Annotated in this window: 15 protein-coding genes and 1 riboswitch; of the genes, 1 reads left to right on the top strand and 14 read right to left on the bottom strand. The window is 67.9% G+C overall.

Annotation, left to right across the window (positions count from 1 at the left end):
- Window positions 1–18: 18 nt before the first annotated feature.
- The 6 genes from xdhB to rplM form a co-directional block, all read right to left on the bottom strand.
- Entirely contained in the window at window positions 19–2,445 is a 2,427-nt protein-coding gene (gene xdhB, locus CLV01_RS28185) for a xanthine dehydrogenase molybdopterin binding subunit (RefSeq protein WP_099732676.1), read from the bottom strand.
- Between the two features lies 1 nt (window position 2,446).
- The gene (gene xdhA / locus CLV01_RS28190) at window positions 2,447–4,060 is read right to left on the bottom strand and encodes a xanthine dehydrogenase small subunit (RefSeq protein WP_099732675.1); all 1,614 of its coding nucleotides are present in this window, start codon (window positions 4,058–4,060) and stop codon (window positions 2,447–2,449) included.
- A 279-nt stretch (window positions 4,061–4,339) separates the two neighbouring features.
- A complete protein-coding gene (mdtD, locus tag CLV01_RS28195; RefSeq protein ID WP_043820192.1) occupies window positions 4,340–5,782 on the bottom strand; it encodes a multidrug transporter subunit MdtD in 1,443 nt (480 codons plus the stop codon).
- 116 nt (window positions 5,783–5,898) lie between these two features.
- Window positions 5,899–6,273, bottom strand: a complete 375-nt coding sequence (gene erpA, locus CLV01_RS28200; RefSeq protein WP_013800449.1) for an iron-sulfur cluster insertion protein ErpA — start codon at window positions 6,271–6,273, stop codon at window positions 5,899–5,901.
- 214 nt (window positions 6,274–6,487) lie between these two features.
- Complete coding sequence (gene rpsI / locus CLV01_RS28205) at window positions 6,488–6,880, bottom strand: 30S ribosomal protein S9 (RefSeq protein ID WP_012207710.1); 393 nt, start codon at window positions 6,878–6,880, stop codon at window positions 6,488–6,490.
- A gap of 10 nt (window positions 6,881–6,890) precedes the next feature.
- On the bottom strand, window positions 6,891–7,319 hold the full coding sequence (gene rplM, locus CLV01_RS28210) for a 50S ribosomal protein L13 (protein WP_012207711.1): 429 nt from the start codon (window positions 7,317–7,319) through the stop codon (window positions 6,891–6,893).
- Between the two features lie 246 nt (window positions 7,320–7,565).
- Between rplM and CLV01_RS28215 the strand changes: the two genes are divergently transcribed.
- Complete coding sequence (locus CLV01_RS28215; RefSeq protein WP_063328516.1) at window positions 7,566–8,438, top strand: 23S rRNA (adenine(2030)-N(6))-methyltransferase RlmJ; 873 nt, start codon at window positions 7,566–7,568, stop codon at window positions 8,436–8,438.
- 7 nt (window positions 8,439–8,445) lie between these two features.
- Here the strand turns inward: CLV01_RS28215 and CLV01_RS28220 are convergent, their stop codons facing one another.
- From CLV01_RS28220 to kdpB, 8 genes are all read right to left on the bottom strand, one after another.
- Complete coding sequence (locus tag CLV01_RS28220; RefSeq protein ID WP_099732674.1) at window positions 8,446–9,357, bottom strand: septal ring lytic transglycosylase RlpA family protein; 912 nt, start codon at window positions 9,355–9,357, stop codon at window positions 8,446–8,448.
- Window positions 9,358–9,435: 78 nt separating this feature from the next.
- Window positions 9,436–10,263: a methylenetetrahydrofolate reductase [NAD(P)H] gene (gene metF, locus CLV01_RS28225; RefSeq protein WP_034397320.1), complete on the bottom strand. Its 828-nt coding sequence runs from the start codon at window positions 10,261–10,263 to the stop codon at window positions 9,436–9,438.
- A 22-nt stretch (window positions 10,264–10,285) separates the two neighbouring features.
- Window positions 10,286–11,488 carry a TlyA family RNA methyltransferase gene (locus tag CLV01_RS28230; RefSeq protein WP_099732673.1) on the bottom strand — a complete coding sequence of 401 codons (1,203 nt, stop codon included), beginning with the start codon at window positions 11,486–11,488 and terminating at the stop codon, window positions 10,286–10,288.
- Between the two features lie 157 nt (window positions 11,489–11,645).
- Window positions 11,646–13,076, bottom strand: a complete 1,431-nt coding sequence (ahcY, locus tag CLV01_RS28235; RefSeq protein ID WP_013800445.1) for an adenosylhomocysteinase — start codon at window positions 13,074–13,076, stop codon at window positions 11,646–11,648.
- Window positions 13,077–13,146: 70 nt separating this feature from the next.
- A riboswitch (S-adenosyl-L-homocysteine riboswitch) is annotated at window positions 13,147–13,231 on the bottom strand.
- Between the two features lie 7 nt (window positions 13,232–13,238).
- Window positions 13,239–13,982, bottom strand: coding sequence for a response regulator (locus tag CLV01_RS28240; RefSeq protein WP_034397322.1), 744 nt, complete (start codon window positions 13,980–13,982; stop codon window positions 13,239–13,241).
- 26 nt (window positions 13,983–14,008) lie between these two features.
- Window positions 14,009–16,714 carry a sensor histidine kinase gene (locus CLV01_RS28245; protein WP_099732672.1) on the bottom strand — a complete coding sequence of 902 codons (2,706 nt, stop codon included), beginning with the start codon at window positions 16,712–16,714 and terminating at the stop codon, window positions 14,009–14,011.
- A 34-nt stretch (window positions 16,715–16,748) separates the two neighbouring features.
- Entirely contained in the window at window positions 16,749–17,612 is an 864-nt protein-coding gene (locus tag CLV01_RS28250; RefSeq protein ID WP_099732671.1) for a TorF family putative porin, read from the bottom strand.
- Between the two features lie 83 nt (window positions 17,613–17,695).
- Window positions 17,696–19,780, bottom strand: coding sequence for a potassium-transporting ATPase subunit KdpB (gene kdpB / locus CLV01_RS28255; protein WP_099732670.1), 2,085 nt, complete (start codon window positions 19,778–19,780; stop codon window positions 17,696–17,698).

Here is a 19,780-nt window from a genome sequence, read left to right on the forward strand (position 1 = left end):
GGGGCGGCGCCGGTCCGCTCAGCTCCCGGCGGCCTGCACGGCCTCGATGGCGCGCAGGATGGATTCAGGCGTGGCCGGCGATTGCAGCGGGGGGTTGCTGCGGTGCCCGCCCGCGGCCGAGACGGCGTCGCGGATGGCGAAGAACACCGAGAACGGCAGCAGCAGCGGCGGCTCGCCCACGGCCTTGCTGCGGTGGATGGAGTCCTCGAAGTTGTCGCCCTCGAACAGCCGCACGTTGAACACGGGCGGGCAGTCGTTGGCCGTCGGGATCTTGTAGGTGCTGGGCGCGTGCGTGGTGAGCTTGCCGCTTTGCGGGTGCCAGACCAGCTCTTCCGTGGTCAGCCAGCCCATGCCCTGGATGAAGGCGCCTTCGACCTGGCCCACGTCCACGGCGGGGTTCAGCGAGCGGCCCACGTCGTGCAGCACGTCGGCGCGCAGCAGCTTGAACTCGCCGGTCAGCGTGTCCACCACCACCTCGCTCACGGCCGCGCCGTAGGCGTAGTAGAAGAAGGGCCGGCCCTGCATGGTGTCCTTGTTCCACGACAGGCCGGGCGTGGCATAGAAGCCGTCGGACCACAGCTGCACGCGCTCGATGTAGGCCTCGCCCACCACGGCCTTGAAATCCAGTACCTTGCCGTTGACGTGGACCTGGTCGTTGGCAAAGCGCACGTCCTCGGCACGGCCGCCATGGCGCTCGGCGGCGCAGGCGGCCAGGCGTTCGCGGATCTGGCGCGCCGCGTCCTGCGCGGCCTTGCCGTTGAGGTCGGCCCCCGTCGATGCCGCCGTGGCCGAGGTATTGGCCACCTTGGTGGTGTCGGTGGCCGTGACGCGCACGCGCCCGAAGCCCACGCCCAGCTCATGCGCCACGACCTGGGCCACCTTGGTGTTCAGGCCCTGGCCCATCTCGGTGCCGCCGTGGTTCACGAGGATGGAGCCGTCGTTGTAGACATGGACCAGGGCGCCAGCCTGGTTGAAGTGCTTGACGTTGAAGGAGATGCCGAACTTGAGCGGCGTCAGCGACAGGCCGCGCTTGAGCACGGGGCTGGCCGCGTTGAACTCGGCGATGGCGTCGCGGCGCGCGCGGTAGTCGCTGCAGGTCTCCAGCTCGGCAACCAGCTCGTGGATCACGTTGTCGGTCACGACCTGGCTGTAGGGCGTGACGTTGCGCTCGGTCTTGCCGTAGAAGTTGACGCGGCGCACATCGAGCGCGTCGCGCCCCAGCTCGCGCGCCACCGTCTCCATGATGTTCTCGATGGCGATCGCGCCCTGCGGGCCGCCGAAGCCGCGGAACGCCGTATTGCTCTGCGTATTGGTCTTGCCGGAGTAGCCGTGCATGGACACATCGGGCAGCCAGTACGTGTTGTCGAAGTGGCACAGCGCGCGCGTCATCACGGGGCCGGACAGGTCGGCCGAGTGGCCGGCGCGCGAGACCATGGAGATCTCGGCGCCGAGGATGCGGCCCTCGTCGTCGTAGCCCACCTCGTACTCGTACCAGAAGCAGTGGCGGCGGCCCGTGATCATGAAGTCGTCATCGCGGTCCAGGCGCAGCTTGACGGGGCGGCGCAGCCGCGTCGCGGCCACCGAGGCCACGCAGGCGAACAGGGCCGACTGCGACTCCTTGCCGCCGAAGCCGCCACCCATGCGGCGGCACTCCACATGCACGGCGTGCGAGGCCACGCCCAGCGCATGGGCCACCAGGTGCTGCATCTCGCTGGGGTGCTGGGTGGAGCAGTACAGGTGGACGGCGCCGTCCTCCTTGGGAATGGCGTAGCTGATCTGGCCTTCCAGGTAGAACTGCTCCTGGCCGCCCACGTAGAACGATGACTTCAGGCGGTGCGGCGCCTCGTCCATGGCGCGGCGCGCGCCGCCTTCATTCGTGCTGCGCGCCAGGTGCATGGGCGGCAGCACGTACTGGCCCAGCTCATGCGCTTGCTGGGGCGTGAGCACGGGCGGCTCGGCCGCGATGTCGGCCGCCGCCTTGGCCTGGGCCGCAGCCAGGCGCGCCGCCTCGCGGCTTTCGGCGATCACGGCGAACAGCGGCTGGCCCAGGTAGCGGATCTCGCCGCTGCACAGGATGGGGTCGTCGTGGATGATGGAGCCGCAGTCGTTGACGCCGGGAATGTCCTCGCCCGTGAGCACGGTCACCACGCCGGGCATGGCGCGGATGGCATCCAGCCTGAGCGCATTGAGCCGGCCATGGGCCACGGGCGACAGGCCCAGCGCACAGTGCAGCGTGCCGTCCAGCTCGGGCAGGTCGTCGATGTAGGCGGCTTCGCCGGCCACATGCAGATGCGCCGATTCATGCGGGCGGCTGATGCCCACGCGCTGGCCCTGGGTGTGGGCGCCGGCCTCGGCACGCTCGTCCACGCGGAAGGCGGTGTTCTTCAGGTAATGCGCAAAGGCCTCGGACGAGTGCAGCAGGGAGGGATCGATGGGGCGGTTCATTTCAGGCTCCTTGGTGCACTGCGTGGGGCATCACGCTCCAGACGCTGGTGGCCTGCAGCGGCAGCGGCTGCTGCGGACGTGTCTCCAGCCACAGGCGCTGCAGCAGGTTCTGCGCCACCTTGAGCCGGTAGTCGGCGCTGGCGCGCATGTCGGACATGGGCTTGAAGTCCTGGGCCAGCGCGGCCTGGGCGGCCTTCACTGCGGCCTGGTCCCAGGGCTGGCCCACGATGGCCGCCTCCGCCAGGGCCGCACGCTTGACCACGGCAGCCATGCCGCCAAAGGCCAGGCGGGCGGACTTCACCACCTCGCCATCGAGCTCGATGGCCAGCCCCGCGCACAGCGCCGAGATGTCGCAGTCAAAGCGCTTGCTGATCTTGTAGGCACGGGTCTGGCGCCGTGCAGCGTCCAGCGGCACGGCCAGTGCCTGCACGAACTCGCCCGGTTCCAGCTGGTTCTTCATGTAGTCCAGATAGAAGTCATGCAGCGGCATGCGGCGCACGCGTGCGCCCTTGCGCAGCTCGATCTGCGCGTCCAGCGCCATCAGCACGGGCGGGGAGTCGCCAATGGGCGAGCCATTGGCCACGTTGCCGCCCATGGTGCCCGCATGGCGGATGGGCACGGAGGCAAAGCGCAGCCACACGTCGGTCAGCCCCTCGAAGCGCTGCGACAGCGCCGACCAGGCCGATTCCAGCGAGGCACCGGCGCCGATGTACAGCTCGCCGCCGTCCAGGCTGCCCGCGCCGCGGCGTTCCTCGACGCGCTTCATCTCGGCCACGTCGCCCACATAGACGATGTCGCCCAGGTCGCGGAACTGCTTGGTCACCCACAGCCCCACATCGGTGGAGCCTGCCAGCAGGCGCGCGCGGGGCTTGGCCTCGCACACGGCGGCCAGCTCGTCCAGTGTGCGCGGAGCGTGGAAGCTGTCCACACGGCCGCCCTGGGCGGCGTTGGGCGCGGTGTAGTCCAAGCCGGCATCCTGCGCGCGCAGGCCCTGCAGTGCCTGCACCACGGGGTCGGTGGCCATGCGCGTGGCGGGCAGGTCGAACATGCGCTGGCCTGCGTCCAGGATGGGACGGTAGCCCGTGCAGCGGCACAGATTGCCCGACAGCTCGTCGGCCAGCTGCTGGCGCGAGGGGCGCGTGCCGGCCTGCTGGTGGTGCTCGTAGGCCGACCACAGCGACATCACGAAGCCCGGCGTGCAAAAGCCGCACTGCGAGCCGTGACAGTCCACCAGCGCCTGCTGCACGGGGTGCAGCTCGGCACCGCCTGCGGGCTTGCCGGTGGCACAGCCCTGCTTGCCGGCGCACTGGCCCTTGACGTCCTCCACCGTGAACAGCGCCTTGCCGTGCAGCGTGGGCAGGAACTGGATGCAGGCATTGACCGTCTGCAGCTGCAGGCCGCCCACCGCGTCGGGCGCGCCGTCTTCGGCCAGCTCGGCGATGACCACGGTGCAGGCGCCGCAGTCACCTTCGTTGCAGCCCTCCTTGGTGCCGGTGCAGCGCGCGTCGCCGCGCAGCCAGTCGAGCACCGAGCGCGTGGGATGCGGCCCCTGTACCTCGACGATCTGGCCGCGGTGATAGAAGCGGATGGGTTGGGAACTGGGGCTCTGGCTCATGCTCGTGGGGGCAACTGCTGGTGCGTGGACTGTTCGGATCACGACTTACGCAAATTCCGAGGAAGAAAGCCGCTGGCCCTGTGGCGATGGCGTGTTTGCGTTCTTGCTTGCGTAAGTCCTGCGGATGTACCCGAGATTAAGTCCAGCCCCGCCCAAACGCATAAGACGGCCTCGATATTTCCTATGCGGGCTGCCATATATCCTTGCCAAAAACAAGGGTAAACCCGCAACAAAAGTGTGGATTGCAGCGGTTCAGGGTTCAAAAGCTATGCACAGCCCTCACTCGTGCTCGGCCGGCTCCAGAGGCTTGGGCCGCACATCCTCATCGTCGCCGAGCTGCGAGAAGATCATGGTCGAGGCCAGCGTCACCGCGCCCATGCAGACGAAGGTGGCGCGGAAGGCATTGAGGGTGTGCTGCGGCGTGTCGCCGCCGAACCATTCGCTGAAACCGGCCAGCACCGCACCTGCGGCGGCCACGCCCATGCCCATGGCCAGCATCTGCACCATGGACAGCAGGCTGTTGCCGCTGCTGGCGTTGCCGGCATCGAGGTCCTTGAGCGTGACGGTGTTCATGGCCGTGAACTGCATGGAGTTGGTGGCGCCGAAGATCAGCAGCTGGACGATGACCACCCACAGCGGCAGCGCCGTGGAGACCGTGCCGAAGCTGGCGATCATCAGCGACAGCACCAGGGTGTTGCCCATGAGCACGCGGCGGTAGCCTATGCGCTGGATCAGCGTGGTGGTCTGGCGCTTCATGGCCATGCTGGCCAGCACCGTGGGCAGCATCATCATGCCGGCCTGCAGCGGCGAAAAGCCCAGGCAGACCTGCAGGACCAGCGGGATCAGGAAGGGCATGCAGGAGCTGCCCAGGCGCGAGAACAGATTGCCCAGCAGGCCCACGCGCAGGCTGCGCACGGCGAACAGCTCGGGGGCGAACAGCGGGTCGGGCCGGCGCAGCGCATGCAGCCAGTAGGCGGCCAGGCTGGCCAGGCCGAAGATCAGCAGCACGAAGACCATGGCGCCATGGATGCCCTTGCCCGACATGCTGTCCAGCGCCAGCGACACGGCCACCATGCCGAAGGCCAGCAGCGCATAGCCCACGCCGTCGAAGCGCTTGACGGCAAAGCGGTCGCCCACCGGCATGAAGCGCAGCGTGGCGGCCAGGCCGATCAGGCCCACGGGCACGTTGACCAGGAAGATCCAGTGCCAGCTCACGTACTCCACCATCCAGCCGCCCAGCGTGGGGCCGATCAGCGGCCCGACCAGGCCGGGGATGGCCACGAAGCTCATGGCCTTGAGGAACTGCTCGCGCGGAAAGGCGCGCAGCACGGCCAGCCGCCCCACCGGCATGAGCAGTGCCCCGCCCATGCCCTGCAGCACGCGCGCAGCCACCATCAGCTGCAGGTTGGGCGCAATCGCGCACATCACCGAGCCCAGCACGAACAGCGCAATCGCCCACAGGTAGACGCGCCGCGTGCCGAAGCGGTCGGCCATCCAGCCCGAGGCCGGGATCAGCATGGCCATGGTCAGCGAGTAGGCGACGATGACCGACTGCATGCGCAGCGGGCTCTCGCCCAAGGCCTCGGCCATGGTGGGCAGCGCGGTGTTGACGATGGTGCCGTCCAGCGTCTGCATGAAAAAGCCGATGGCCACAAGCCATAGCAGCACCGAACGCGAGGAGGATGTGGAGGAGGCGGAAGCGCTTTTGTCTTCAGGAATCATGGCAAGGCAGGAAGGGCGCAGGCGTTAAAAAACCGCCTGCGCATTGCTGCGCGGCGGTTGGTGGCGTGTTGTGCGGCGGGCTGCTGTGGGCTTCACTGCAGCGCGGCCGACAAGGCTTATACCGAGAAGCTCGATCCGCAGCCGCAGGTGGTGGAGGCGTTGGGGTTCTTGATCACGAACTGCGCGCCCTGCAGGTCTTCCTTGTAGTCGATCTCGGCACCCACCAGGTACTGGTAGCTCATGGCGTCGATCAGCAGCGACACGCCATTCTTGGTCATGGTCGTGTCGTCGTCGTTGGTGATCTCGTCGAAGGTGAAGCCGTACTGGAAGCCCGAGCAGCCGCCACCTTGCACGAACACGCGCAGCTTCAGGTCAGGGTTGCCTTCCTCGGCGATCAGATCGGCCACCTTGGCAGCTGCGCTGTCGGTGAAGACGATCGGGGTGGGCATTTCGGCGGTGGTGGTTTCGGTGATTTCTGCGACGGCGCTCATGGGGATACTCCGAAGTTCTCAATTGGCCCGAATGGTACAGCAAAGGGCTCGGGAATTCCCGGGGCCGCCGGCTTGACGACAGTGCAAGTGGGGGCATTGGCCACCGACGGCGAAGGTGAATGCGAAGGGTTTGCATCGCCCAGAAAAAAACCGCCGGCAAAGGCGGTTTTTTTCTGGGGAAAGCCCCGGGGGACTTTCCTGCAGTGCCAGCGGATTAACGCTTGGAGAACTGCTTGGCGCGGCGTGCGGAGCGCAGGCCGACCTTCTTACGTTCGACTTCACGAGCGTCACGCGTCACGAAGCCGGCTTGGCTCAGGACGGGCTTGAGCGCTGCGTCATAGTCGATCAGGGCGCGGGTGATGCCGTGGCGGGTAGCGCCGGCCTGGCCGGATTCACCACCACCGTGGACGTTCACTTGAATGTCGAAAGCTTCCAGGTTGCTCGTCAGAGCCAGGGGCTGCTTTGCGATCATGATCGAGGTTTCGCGGCCGAAGTATTCCTGAATGTCCTTGCCATTCACGGTAATCTTGCCGGAGCCCTTCTTCAGGAACACGCGCGCGACGCTGGATTTGCGACGGCCGGTGCCATTGTTCCAATCACCAATCATCTAGGTCTCCTTAGATTTCCAGAGCCTTGGGCTGCTGGGCGGTGTGGGGATGCTCAGCACCGCCGTACACCTTGAGCTTCTTGATCATTGCGTAGCCCAGGGGACCCTTGGGCAGCATGCCCTTGACGGCCTTTTCCAGAGCGCGGCCGGGGAACTTGGCCTGCATGTCGCGGAAGTTGGTGGCAGTGATGCCGCCGGGGAAACCAGAGTGGCGGTAGTACACCTTGTCCAGGTTCTTGGTGCCGGTGACCTTGAGCTTGGAGGCGTTGATGATGACGATGAAGTCGCCGGTGTCAACGTGAGGTGTGTAAATGGCTTTGTGCTTGCCGCGCAGACGGAGTGCCACTTCGCTGGCGACACGTCCGAGCACCTTATCGGTGGCGTCAATCACAAACCACTCGTGTTGCACCTCAGCGGGCTTTGCGCTGAATGTAGACATGAGTTTTCTCTTTCAAGAAAGGTTTGGCGGGTCCTTTTCCGCGGTCGGCGCTTCTTCAAAAAGGAAGCCTCTTAGGCGGGGATGTAAACTTCGCCGCGGGACCCTAAAATCGCTGCGAAGCCCTCCATTATACAAAAACGGCAGGCCTTCGCCATCCCCCTTGCGCCGCACTGGCTTCAGCGCCGGCCCCCATCCTTCAGCCGCCACGGGCAACCACCCGGCAGCGCGGCTGGTTACCATACGCCTATGTTCAGTTACCGCCACGCCTTCCATGCAGGCAACCATGCCGATGTGCTCAAGCACACCGTGCTGATCGCCACCCTGCAATACCTCCTCCAGAAGGATGCCGCCCTCACGGTGCTGGACACGCACGCCGGCGCCGGCCTGTACCGACTGGACGGCGACTACGCCAACAAGAGCGGCGAGTCGGCCGACGGCATCATGCGCCTGGCCCAGGCCAAGGAGGCCGAGCTGGCCCCGGTGCTGCAGGCCTACCTGGCCACGGTGCGCTCCTTCAACCAGGGCGCGCAGCTGCGCAACTACCCGGGCTCGCCCTTCATCATCCAGTCCCTGCTGCGCGTGCAGGAGCGCGACAAGCTCAAGGTCTTCGAGCTGCATCCCACCGACATGCGCTCGCTGGCGGGCAACATTGCCCAGCTTGAAGCGGGCCGCCAGGTGGCCGTGCTGCACGAGGACGGCTTCGAGGGCATCAAGAAATTCCTGCCACCACCGTCGCGCCGCGCCCTGGTGCTGTGCGACCCCAGCTACGAGCTCAAGAGCGACTACGCCAAGGTGCTGGACATGGCGGCCGACAGCCTCAAGCGCTTTGCCACAGGCACGTATGCGGTCTGGTATCCGATCATCCCGCGCCCCGAGGCGCACGATCTGCCGCGCCGCCTGAAGACCATGACCACCAAGGCCGGCAAGAGCTGGCTGCATGTGGAGCTCACGGTCAAGAGCAACAAGACGTCGGAGCGCGGCGGCCTGCCGGCCAGCGGCATGTTCCTGATCAATCCGCCGTTCAATCTCAAGGAACAGCTCAAGCCGGCCATGCCGCAGCTGGTCAAGCTGCTCGGTCAGGACGAGAACGCGGCCTTCACGCTCGAATCCGGCGGCTGAGCACGTTTCAGCGCGAGCTCGACGCCGCAGAGGCCACTGCCGTGGCCGAGGCTGCGGCGGGCGCAGCGGCCTTCGCCACCGGCCTGGCGGCAGGGACGGCACGGCTGGCCACGGCCGTGCGTGCATTGGGCCTGGGTGCGGGCGCCTTGGCCTGCACACGCGGACGGACCGGGGCCTTTGCCTGAACCTGGGTCCGCGCCTGTGTTTGTGTCTGTCCCTTGGCCTGCTGCGTCTTCTTGAGCGACTCTGCCTTCCTGGCCGTGACCAGGGTTTCGGGGCATTCTTCCTCGCCTTCGTCGAGCTGCCACAGTTCCACGGGCTTGATGCCCAGGCCGACCATGCCCAGCTCCTGCGCCGCAGCCTGGCTCAGGTCGATCACGCGGCCGGGCGCAAACGGCCCCCGGTCATTGATGCGCACCACCACCGTCCTGCCTGTCGCGGCGCTGCGCACGCAGACACGGCTGCCGAAGGCGAAGCTGCGGTGCGCAGCCGTCAGCTCTTCCTTGTCGAAACGTTCGCCGCTGGCCGTCAGCCGGCCATGCAGGCCCGGGCCATACCAGGAGGCCAGGCCTTGCTGGTCGCTGTCGCGCGAGGGAACGAGGGCGAAATCGGGATTGGAGGGAGTGTCGGAACTCTCTTCGGGCGAAGCCGGTTCGGAGGGCCTGGCATCCGCGGATCTGCTGGCAGGCGGCGTGGCCCGCGAGGCGCGGCTGCTGCGCTTGCCTGCTGAGGGAACGGCCGCAGGCGTATGGCCTTCAGCCATGGCCTCGGCACCTGCTGCACCAGCAGAACCTGCCATCAGGGCGCCGGACTCGGCATCGGTTTCGGCCACGGGAGCCGGTGCGCAGCCAGCCAGGGTGGCGGTGATGGCACACATGGCCAGCCAGCGCCAATGCAGGCGTCGAAAATTACGATCCATGGGCAAAAACCTCCAGGGAACGCCTGACCGTTCCCAAGTTCTAGAGGGCCGCCCGGGGCCGGCGCAGTGGCTGCGCGCTCAAAGGCCCAATCGATCGCAGATTTCCAGCGTGGCGACGCTCTGGTTCATCGTATAGAAGTGCAGCCCGGGAGCGCCCTGGCTGCGCAACTGCTCGCATAGACGGGACACGACATCGAGGCCGAAGGCGCGAATGGACGCCGTGTCATCTCCGTAAGCCTGCAGACGCAGGCGGATCCAGCGCGGGATCTCGGCGCCGCAGGCGTCCGAGAAGCGCATCAGCTGCGTAGAGCTGGTGATGGGCATGATGCCGGGAACAACCGGTGCATCAAGCCCCATGCCGCGCGCCGCATCAACGAAACGGCAGTAGGCGTCGGCATTGTAGAAATATTGGGTGATCGCGGAATCCGCGCCAGCGCGCACTTTAGCCGCAAACGCTTCCAGATCGGAATGTGGGGATTTCGCCTGCGGGTGGACCTCGGGGTAGGCTGCCACCTCGATGTGGAACCAGTCGCCGAACTCGCGGCGGATGAATTCCACGAGGTCGCTGGCGTACTGGAATTCACCGCCCAGGCCGTAGCCGCTGGGCAGGTCGCCGCGCAGCGCAACGATGCGGCGCACGCCCATGGCCTTGAGCTCCTGCAGCTCGGCACGCACCTTGTCGTGCGTGGCGCCCACGCAGGAGAAATGCGATGCCGCGCTGACGCCTTCGCTCTGGATGTCACGCACCATGTTGAAGGTGCCGGCCTGCGTGGAGCCGCCCGCGCCATAGGTGACGGAGCAGAACTGGGGCTTGCGCGCATAGAGGTTCTTGCGCACCTGCACATGCTTGGCCGCCCCTTCGGGCGTCTTGGTCGGGAAGAATTCGAAGCTGATCGGAAAGCTCATGTAAGACTCACTGCTCAGTGTTTCATTCGTTGCGTTTGCGCAGCTTGGCGCGGCCCGGTCCGGGCACGCCGAACTCGGTGCTGGTGTCGATCACACGCTCGTTGCGCTGCTCGCGCAGCACGGTGCGGGACACGCGCTTGGGCGCGGCCGGCTTAGGCGCGGCTTTCACGGCCGAACGGGGCTCGTCGTCGTCCTGCGTTTCAGGCTGTGCAGGCTCCTTCACCACGGCCGCCTGCTGGGCATGCACGAAGAATTCGCGGTTGCCGTCACCGCCTTCGATGGCCGACTCCATCCAGCCCTTGACCTCCAGGCCCAGCTCGCCCAGGCAGGTGCGGATGCGCTGCTCCACCTCGGTGAACAGGGCCGCATCGCGCACGATGCCGCCCTTGCCGACCTGGCCCGGCTGCAGTTCGAACTGCGGCTTGACCAGCATCAGCAGCTGGCCGTGCGGCTTGAGCAGGCGCGTGACGGCCGGCAGCACCAGGGTCAGCGAGATGAAGGACAGATCGCCCGTGACGAAGTCGAACTGCGGCGTGATGTCCACGTCGGCAAACTCGGCGCGGCGGCGGCGCTGCGTGGCCACCGTGCCTTCCTCCCGGGCCTTGCCCTTGGCCGCGCGCTCGGCCTTGAAGGCCTCGATCTCTTTTTCCTTGGCGTCGTCGCTGTCGTCGTAGTCTTCATCGACCAGACCGCCGTTGCGCATCCAGGCATAGGGCGCCACGGGCTGGGTGTCGTTGTCGTCGGGATCTTCTTCCCAGCGTTCGGACAGCACTTCCTCGCAGGACTCCTGCAGGCCCTCGGCCGTCACCGCGCGGGCATTGACACCCTCGACGCAGATCACACGCACATCCGAGCGCAGCCGGTCGTGCAGCTGGCCATGGCCCACATCCACGCCGATGACCTGGGCGGCGCCCGCCTGCAGCAGGCAGTCGGTGAAACCGCCCGTGCTCTGGCCCACGTCCAGGCAGCGCAGGCCGTCCACCGACAGCTTGGTGGCCGCCAGCGCGCCTTCCAGCTTCAGCCCGCCGCGCGAGATGAACCGGGCCTCGGCCCCGTCCAGCAGCTGCAGCTCGGCACCCGCAGGAATCTCGTCGCCGTTCTTGGCAACCTTCTTCCAAGGCGTCAGCGGCGTCATGCGCCATTGCACGCCGCCCGCAATCAGCCGCTGCGCCTGCGAGCGCGTGGCCGCATGGCCGGCTTCCACCAAAAATACATCTGCGCGCATAGCGTCGCTCCAGGAAATCTCAGTTGACTAATGCCCGAAACCGGCGCGACCCAACTCAGGGACGCCAAGCAAGGGCCGCCCCGCAGCGAGGGCGTCGTCCCCCTCCTCCGCGAAGCGGATAGAGAGGGGGAAGGCGCGTCAGCGCCTCAGGGGGTGCTTAGTAGCGATAAGTTTCGGGCTTGTAGGGGCCCTGCTTGCTCACGCCGATATAGGCAGCCTGGCCGTCCGTCAGTTCGGTCAGCATGGCGCCGACCTTCTTCAGGTGCAGGCGGGCAACCTTCTCGTCCAGGATCTTGGGCAGCACGTAGACCTTGCCGACCTCGTAGGCATCGGGCTTGGTGAACAGCTCGATCTGGGCGATGGTCTGGTTGGCGAACGAGGCGCTCATCACGAAGCTGGGGTGGCCGGTGGCGCAACCCAGGTTCACCAGGCGGCCCTTGGCCAGCAGGATGATCTTCTTGCCGTCAGGGAAGGTGATGTGGTCCACCTGGGGCTTGATTTCTTCCCACTGGTACTGCTCGATGGAGGCGACGTCGATCTCGTTGTCGAAGTGGCCGATGTTGCAGACGATGGCTTCGTTCTTCATGGCCACCATGTGCTCGTGGCGGATGATGTCGCGGTTGCCGGTGGTGGTCACGAAGATGTCGGCCTTGTCGGCTGCCCACTCCATGGTCACGACCTTGTAGCCTTCCATGGCCGCCTGCAGGGCGTTGATGGGATCGATCTCGGTGACCCAGACCTGGGCCGACAGCGCGCGCAGCGCCTGGGCGCAGCCCTTGCCCACGTCGCCGTAGCCGGCCACCACGGCAACCTTGCCGGCGATCATCACGTCGGTGGCGCGCTTGATGCCGTCCACCAGCGATTCGCGGCAGCCGTAGAGGTTGTCGAACTTGCTCTTGGTGACCGAGTCGTTGACGTTGATGGCACGGAACTTCAGCGTGCCCTTGGCCGACATCTCGTTGAGGCGGTGCACGCCGGTCGTGGTCTCTTCGGTCACGCCGATGATGTGGGCGCTCTTGCGCGTGTACCAGGTGGGGTCCTGGGCCAGCTTGGCGCGGATGGCGGCGAAGGCGATCTTCTCTTCTTCGGAGGCGGGGTTGTCCAGCACGGACAGGTCCTTTTCGGCGCGCATGCCCAGGTGCAGCAGCATGGTGGCGTCGCCGCCGTCGTCCAGGATCATGTTGGGGCCTTCGCCTTCGGTGCCGGCGGCGCCGAATTCAAAGATGCGGTGGGTGTAGTCCCAGTAGTCGGCCAGCGATTCGCCCTTGATGGCGAACACGGGCGTGCCGGTTTCCGCGATGGCGGCAGCAGCGTGGTCCTGCGTCGAGAAGATGTTGCACGACGCCCAGCGCACTTCGGCGCCCAGGGCCTTGAGCGTCTCGATCAGCACGGCCGTCTGGATGGTCATGTGCAGCGAGCCGGTGATGCGCGCGCCCTTGAGGGGCTGGGCAGCGGCGAATTCCTCGCGCGTGGCCATCAGGCCGGGCATTTCGGTTTCGGCGATCAGGATTTCCTTGCGGCCCCAGGCAGCGAGGGAAATGTCAGCGATGGCCGTGTCGGCGGAAACGGGACGAACAGCAGCGTTCATGGTTTTCTCCAAAAGATGAATGAAAAACCACGTTCTGCGGGAGACGAAAAAAAGCTCACCGCACAGAAAGCGTGGGCGAGCGTCGTTGCAGGTATGACTCCGAGCCTCGCGACCACGCCTGATGTGTGGGGGCCGCTGCAACGCTCCTCGGAGAGGCGCCGATTATACCGATCCCGGGGATGCCTCACCGCCCAGCCCCACAAGCCGGTAGCCCACCTGCAGCTCGGTCACCAGGTGGCGCGGCTGGGCCGGCTCGTCCTCGATCTTCTGGCGCAGATTGGCCATGTGCACGCGCAGGTAGTGGGCGCGGCTCAGGTACTCGGGGCCCCAGACCTGCAGCAGCAGCTGGCGGTGGGTCATCACACGGCCCTGGGCGGCGATCAGGGCCGCCAGCAGGCGGAATTCGATGGGCGTGAGGTGCACCGGCTGCCCCGCGCGCCGCACCTCATGCGTGGCCAGGTCCACCTGCACCGGGCCGAAGTGCACCTTGCTGGACGCGGCGGTGCCGCCCGCCCCACCGGCGGCGCCCAGCTGCTGGCGGCGGCGCAGCATCACGCGCAGCCGGGCCAGCAGCTCGGGCACGCCGAAGGGCTTGACCAGGTAGTCGTCGGCGCCGGCATCCAATGCGGCCACCTTCTCGTCCTCACGCTCGCGCGCGGAGAGCACGAGCACGGGCACGGAGGACCACCCGCGCAGCTCGGTCAGGACCTGCTTGCCATCGGCGTCCGGCAGGCCCAGGTCGAGGATGACCAGGTCGGGCTGGCGGCTCGCGGCCTCGATCAGGCCGCGGCGCGCGCTGTCGGCCTCGAAGACCTGCCAGCCTTCGTCTTCCAGCACCAGGCGCACGAAGCGGCGGATGCCGGGGTCGTCCTCGATCATCAGGATGCGGTTGGCGGGCGTGCTCATGGAGTGCTTTCGTGCATGGCGGGACTCTAATCCAGCGCAGGCTGCTCGGGCACGGGAAAGCGCAGCGTGAAGATGGTGCCCGGGCCGGGCCGCGCGGCGGCAGCCTCGATGCGCCCGCCATGCGCCTCGACAATGCTGCGCACCAGCGCCAGGCCCAGGCCGATGCCCGAGACGGTGGACTCGGCCGTGCCGCGCGTGAAGGGCTCGAACAGCGTCTCCACCGGCAGGTGGGATGGCAGGCCCGGCCCGCCGTCGCGCACGGACAGCAGCAGTTCGCCATCCTGCACACACGCACTGATGGCCAGCGGCGTGCCGGCCGGCGTGTACTTGGCGGCGTTGTCCAGCAGATTGACCAGCACGCGCTCCATGAGCAGGGCATCGAGCTGCAGCAGCGGCAGGCTGGCGGGCACGTCGGTGCTCACGGGATGCTGGCCCAGGCGCGCGCGCATCTGGCGCAGCGCGCTGCCCACCACTTCGTCCAGCGGCAGCCATTCGCGCTGCAGGTGCACGCCGCCTTGCTGCAGGCGCGCCATGTCCAGCAGGTTCTCCACCAGGCGCTGCATGGCCTGCGCCTGGATGCGGACCTGCTCCAGCATGTCGGCCGCGCCGCCCGGCGGCACATGGCGCTGCGCGGCCTCGGCCGCGCCCAGGATGGTGGTCAGCGGGGTGCGCAGGTCGTGCGAGACGGCCGACAGCAGGGTGTTGCGCATGCGCTCGCCCTCCATGGCGATCTGGGTCTGCTGGGCCACGGCCACGAAGTGCTGGCGCTCCAGCGCCAGCGCCACCTGGCTGGCACAGGCCTCCAGCAGGCGCTGCTCCTCGGGCACCTCCAGGCGCTGCGGCGCGCGCAGCTGCAGCACCAGCACGCCGCGCATGCGCACGGGTGCGGCCAGCGGCACATAGCGGGCCGGTGCGGCCGGCAGCGTGTCCGTGCCCTGGCCGGCCTGCTGGCCATGGTCCATGGCCCAGCGCGCAATGCTGTCGTCCATGGGGCAGGGGCCGCCGCCGGCGGGGCGCAGGCGCTCGTCGGCATCGGGCAGCAGCAGCCCGGCCTGGGCGTCGAACACGCCCGAGACCGTGCGCAGCGCAATCTCCACCACCTGCTCCTGCGTGAGCGCGCCCGACAGGTCGCGCGCCAGCCGCGCCAGGGCGCCCGCGCGCCGCTCGCGCTCGGCCGCCACGCGCGCCTCGTGGCGCAGCCGCGCCATGAGCTGGCCGCAGACCAGGGCCACGCCCAGCATCAGCACGAAGGTGAACAGGTACTGCGTGTCGTTGACATGGAAGGATCCGCGCGGAGGCACGAAGAAAAAGTCGAAGCACAGTACCGACAGCAGCGCCGCCCAGGCGCCCGGGCCACGCCCCCAGCGCAACGAAGACAGCACGACGATGAGCAGGAACAGCATCACCACGTTGGCCGGGTCGAAGATGCGCAGCAGCTGCTCGGCCAGCACCGTGGCGGTCAAGCAGGCCAGGGTCACGCCGGCATAGCCCTTCCAGGGCAGCGGCCTGCGCCGCAGCGGTGCGGCAGGCGCGGCCTCGGTCCGGGCCGCGCTGGAGCCCCCGGAGAGCACCAGCACGTCGATGTCGGGATGCAGCTGGACGATGCGGTCAGGCAGGCTGCGGCCCCACCAGCGCCAGGGCGACCATGCCGGGCGCGGCGGCTGGGCCAGTACCAGGCGGCTGGCGTTGCGCTCGCGCGCGAAGGCAACCAGGGCCTCGGCCACATCGGCGCCCGGCAGCGTGGCCGTCTCGGCCCCCAGGCGCGCGGCCAGGGCCAGGGTCTTGAGCACGGCGGCCTGCACGCTGCGTGGGCGGTGCTGGCGCTGGGGCGCGTCCACGTAGACCACCATCCAGTCCGCATCGAGCCGGCGCGCCATGCGCGCGACCTGGCGCACCAGGGCGTCGTCGCCCGCGTGTCCTGCCACCGCCACCAGCAGGCGCTCACGCGCAGGCCAGACCGTGCCTATGGAGCGCTCGCGCCGGTAGTCGCGCATGTCCTCGTCCACGCGATCGGCCGTGCGGCGCAGCGCCAGCTCGCGCAGCGCCAGCAGGTTGCCGCGCCTGAAGAAGTTGCGCGAGGCCCGCTCGGCCTGCTCCAGCATGTAGACCTTGCCGTCCTTCAACCGGCGCAGCAGTTCGTCGGGCGAGATGTCGACGACGATGACCTCGTCGGCATCGTCGAAGATCTGATCGGGCACGGTCTCGCGCACCGTGATGCCCACGATGCCGCCCACCACGTCGTTCAGGCTTTCCAGGTGCTGCACGTTGATCGTGGTCCAGACATCGATGCCTGCGTCCAGCAGCTCCTGCACGTCCTGCCAGCGCTTGGGATGGCGCGAACCCGGCGCATTGCTGTGCGCCAGTTCATCGAGCAGCAGCACGCGCGGCCGCCGCGCGAGCGCCGCATCCAGGTCGAACTCGCGCAGCGTCCGCCCCTGGTGCGGCAGCTCGCGCAGCGGCAGCTGCTCCAGGCCATGCAGCTGCTGCGCCGTTTCCTTGCGGCCATGGGTTTCCACGAGTCCCACCAGAACCTCGCGGCCCCCCTGGCGTTCGCGCTGGGCGGCGGCCAGCATGGCGTAGGTCTTGCCCACGCCTGCATTCGATCCGAAGTAGATGCGCAGCTTGCCCCGTCCCTCCTGCGCCCGCTCATGGCGCAGGCGCGCGACCAGGGCGTCGGGATCGGGGCGCGGCAGACCGGGCGGCGCCGGCTCGGCAGAGGACGAAATGGGCATGGTTCTCAGCCTAGCACCAGAGCGTGCTCCCACACTAGAACGCCGCCGACAGCGACAGCACCCAGCCGCTGCGGCCCAGGCTTTGCATCTGGCCCGCCGCGTTGGCCGCGCGGTAGTAGCGCGTGTCGGCCGAGGTGCCTGCCCAGGCCAGCGTGGCCGTCCATGGGCCCCAGCTGCGGGCCAGCGAGACGCGCCAGTCGGCATACGACAGTTCGCTGTAGTTGCGCACCTGCGTGTGGCCGGCATGCAGGCCCAGCACGGCCCAGTCGCCCAGAGGATGCTGGTAGTTCAGGTCCAGATAGCTGCTGCCGCGTGAGCTGCCGCTGCCGGGAAGCGCCTCTGCAAAGGCCGTGGCCGCCGTGCTGTCGCGCAGCCCGAAGTAAGGCGTGAGCGCCAGCGACCATTTGGCGCTGAAGCCGCCGTTGGTGACGCCCAGATAGGCCTCGGTGGTGTCGTAGCGCACGCCGCCGCTGCCATCCCCGCGGGGCACGCGCGCGCCGGGGTAGTTGTAGTGCAGCAGGCCGATGTCGCCCGTCCAGCCCGGCAGCAGCTCGGTACGCCAGCCGCCGTACAGGTCCAGCTCCAGCGCGCGGCCATCCAGATAGCTGTGGCGCGACACGCTGGAGCCGGACACGCCCAGGTAGGCGCCCCGCGGCAGCGACAGCTCCAGCCCGCCCTGCAGCGCCGGCCCCATCCAGCTTTGCGAGATGCCACGGAAACGATAGTCGCTGAGCAGCGTCACGCTGCCGGTGAGGGCGTAGGCGGGTGCGGGCGATTCCTGGGCAGCGGCGCTGGCAGCGCTGACGGGGGAGGTCTCGGCCTGCGCATGGCAGGATGCGGCCGCCAGCGACAGCAGTGCGGCCAGGGAGAAACGGGGGACGGCACCAGCGGCCGCCATGGAGGGAACGGATTTCATCTTGGTTTTCTTGAAGAGAAGAGCAAAACGGGGCCTGCCCGGCCGGGCAGGCGGGCCGCACAGGGTCACGCCAGGTTCAGAGCCACCAGCAGCATGTCGATCAGCTTGATGCCGATGAAGGGAACGACCAGGCCTCCCAGTCCGTAGACCAGCAGGTTGCGCCGCAGCAGGGCCGAGGCGCCGATGGCACGGTAGGGCACGCCACGCAAGGCCAGCGGGATCAGCACGATGATGATCAGCGCGTTGAAGATCACGGCACTCAGGATGGCCGAGCCCGGGCTGGCCAGCCCCATGACGTTGAGCGCCGACAGCTGCGGATAGGTGCCCACGAAGGCGGCCGGGATGATGGCGAAATACTTGGCCACGTCGTTGGCCACGCTGAAGGTGGTCAGCGCGCCGCGCGTCATCAGCATCTGCTTGCCGGTCTCCACGACCTCGATGAGCTTGGTCGGGTTGCTGTCCAGGTCCACCATGTTGCCGGCTTCCTTGGCCGCCTGGGTGCCGCTGTTCATGGCCACGGCCACGTCGGCCTGGGCCAATGCGGGCGCGTCATTGGTGCCGTCGCCGGTCATGGCCACCAGGCGGCCTGCGGCCTGGTGTTCGCGGATCAGGCGCAGCTTGTCCTCGGGCGTGGCTTCGGCCAGGTAGTCGTCCACGCCGGCCTCGGCCGCAATGGCCGCCGCCGTGAGCGGGTTGTCGCCCGTGATCATCACGGTCTTGATGCCCATGCGGCGCAGCTCGGCAAAGCGTTCGCGTATGCCGTGCTTGACCACGTCCTTGAGCTCGATCACGCCCAGCACGCGGGCACCGTCGGCCACGACCAGCGGCGTACTGCCGCGCCGCGACACATCCTCCACCACCTTGAGCATGGCGGGCGGGAACTTGCCGCCCATGGCTTCAACGTGGCGGCGCACGGCGTCGGCCGCGCCCTTGCGCAGGCTGCGCGTGGCGCCGTCCGGCTGCGGCATGTCCACGCCGCTCATGCGCGTCTGGGCCGTGAAGGGCACGAAGACGGCATGCAGGGTTGCCAGGTCACGCTCGCGCAGGCCATGCATTTCCTTGGCAAGCACGACCACGCTGCGGCCTTCAGGCGTCTCGTCGGCCAGCGAAGCCAGCTGCGCCGCATCCACCAGCTGCGCGGCCGTCACGCCGGGCGCGGGCAGGAACTCGCTGGCCTGGCGGTTGCCCAGCGTGATGGTGCCGGTCTTGTCCAGCAGCAGCACGTCCACGTCGCCGGCCGCCTCCACGGCGCGGCCCGAGGTGGCGATCACGTTGGCCTGCATCATGCGGCTCATGCCCGCCACGCCAATGGCCGACAGCAGGCCGCCGATGGTGGTCGGGATCAGGCACACCAGCAGGGCGATCAGCACCGTCAGTCCCACGACCTGGCCGCTGCCCGTCAGCTCCACCGCAAAGGACGAATAGGGCCGCAGCGTAACGATGACCAGCAGGAACAGCAGCGTCAGCCCGACCAGCAAAATGGTCAGCGCCAGCTCGTTGGGCGTCTTGTGGCGGCGGGCCGACTCCACCATGGAGATCATGCGGTCGAGGAAGGACTCACCGGGATTGACGGTGATCTGCACCACCAGCCAGTCCGACAGCACGCGCGTGCCGCCGGTGACCGAAGAGAAGTCGCCGCCGGCCTCGCGGATCACGGGGGCCGATTCGCCGGTGATGGCGCTCTCGTCCACCGAGGCCACGCCCTCGATCACGGTGCCGTCCAGCGGCACGGTGTCGCCGGCCTCCACCAGCACCCACATGCCCGAACGCAGTTCTTCGGCACCCACGGGATGCCAGCGGCTCTGGTAGTTGGCCTGCTCCAGCTTCTTGGCGACGGTGCTGCGCTTCATGCTGCGCAGGCTGGCGGCCTGGGCGCGGCTGCGCCCCTCGGCCAGCGCCTCCGCAAAGTTGGCGAACAGCACGGTGAACCACAGCCACAGCGCAATCGCCAGGATGAAGCCCGCAGGCGCCTCGCCTTCGCCCGCCAGGGCCTGGGCCCAGAGCAGGCTGGTGAAGATGGCGCCCAGGTAGACCACGAACATCACCGGGTTGCGCCATTGCGCGCTGGGTGCCAGCTTGCGGACGGAGTCACCCAGCGCCTGGCGCACCAGCGAAGGATCGAACAGGGACAAAGCAGTTTTGCGCGACAT

Source organism: Delftia sp. 60 (genome assembly GCF_002754395.1).
GTDB lineage: Bacteria > Pseudomonadota > Gammaproteobacteria > Burkholderiales > Burkholderiaceae_C > Comamonas > Comamonas acidovorans.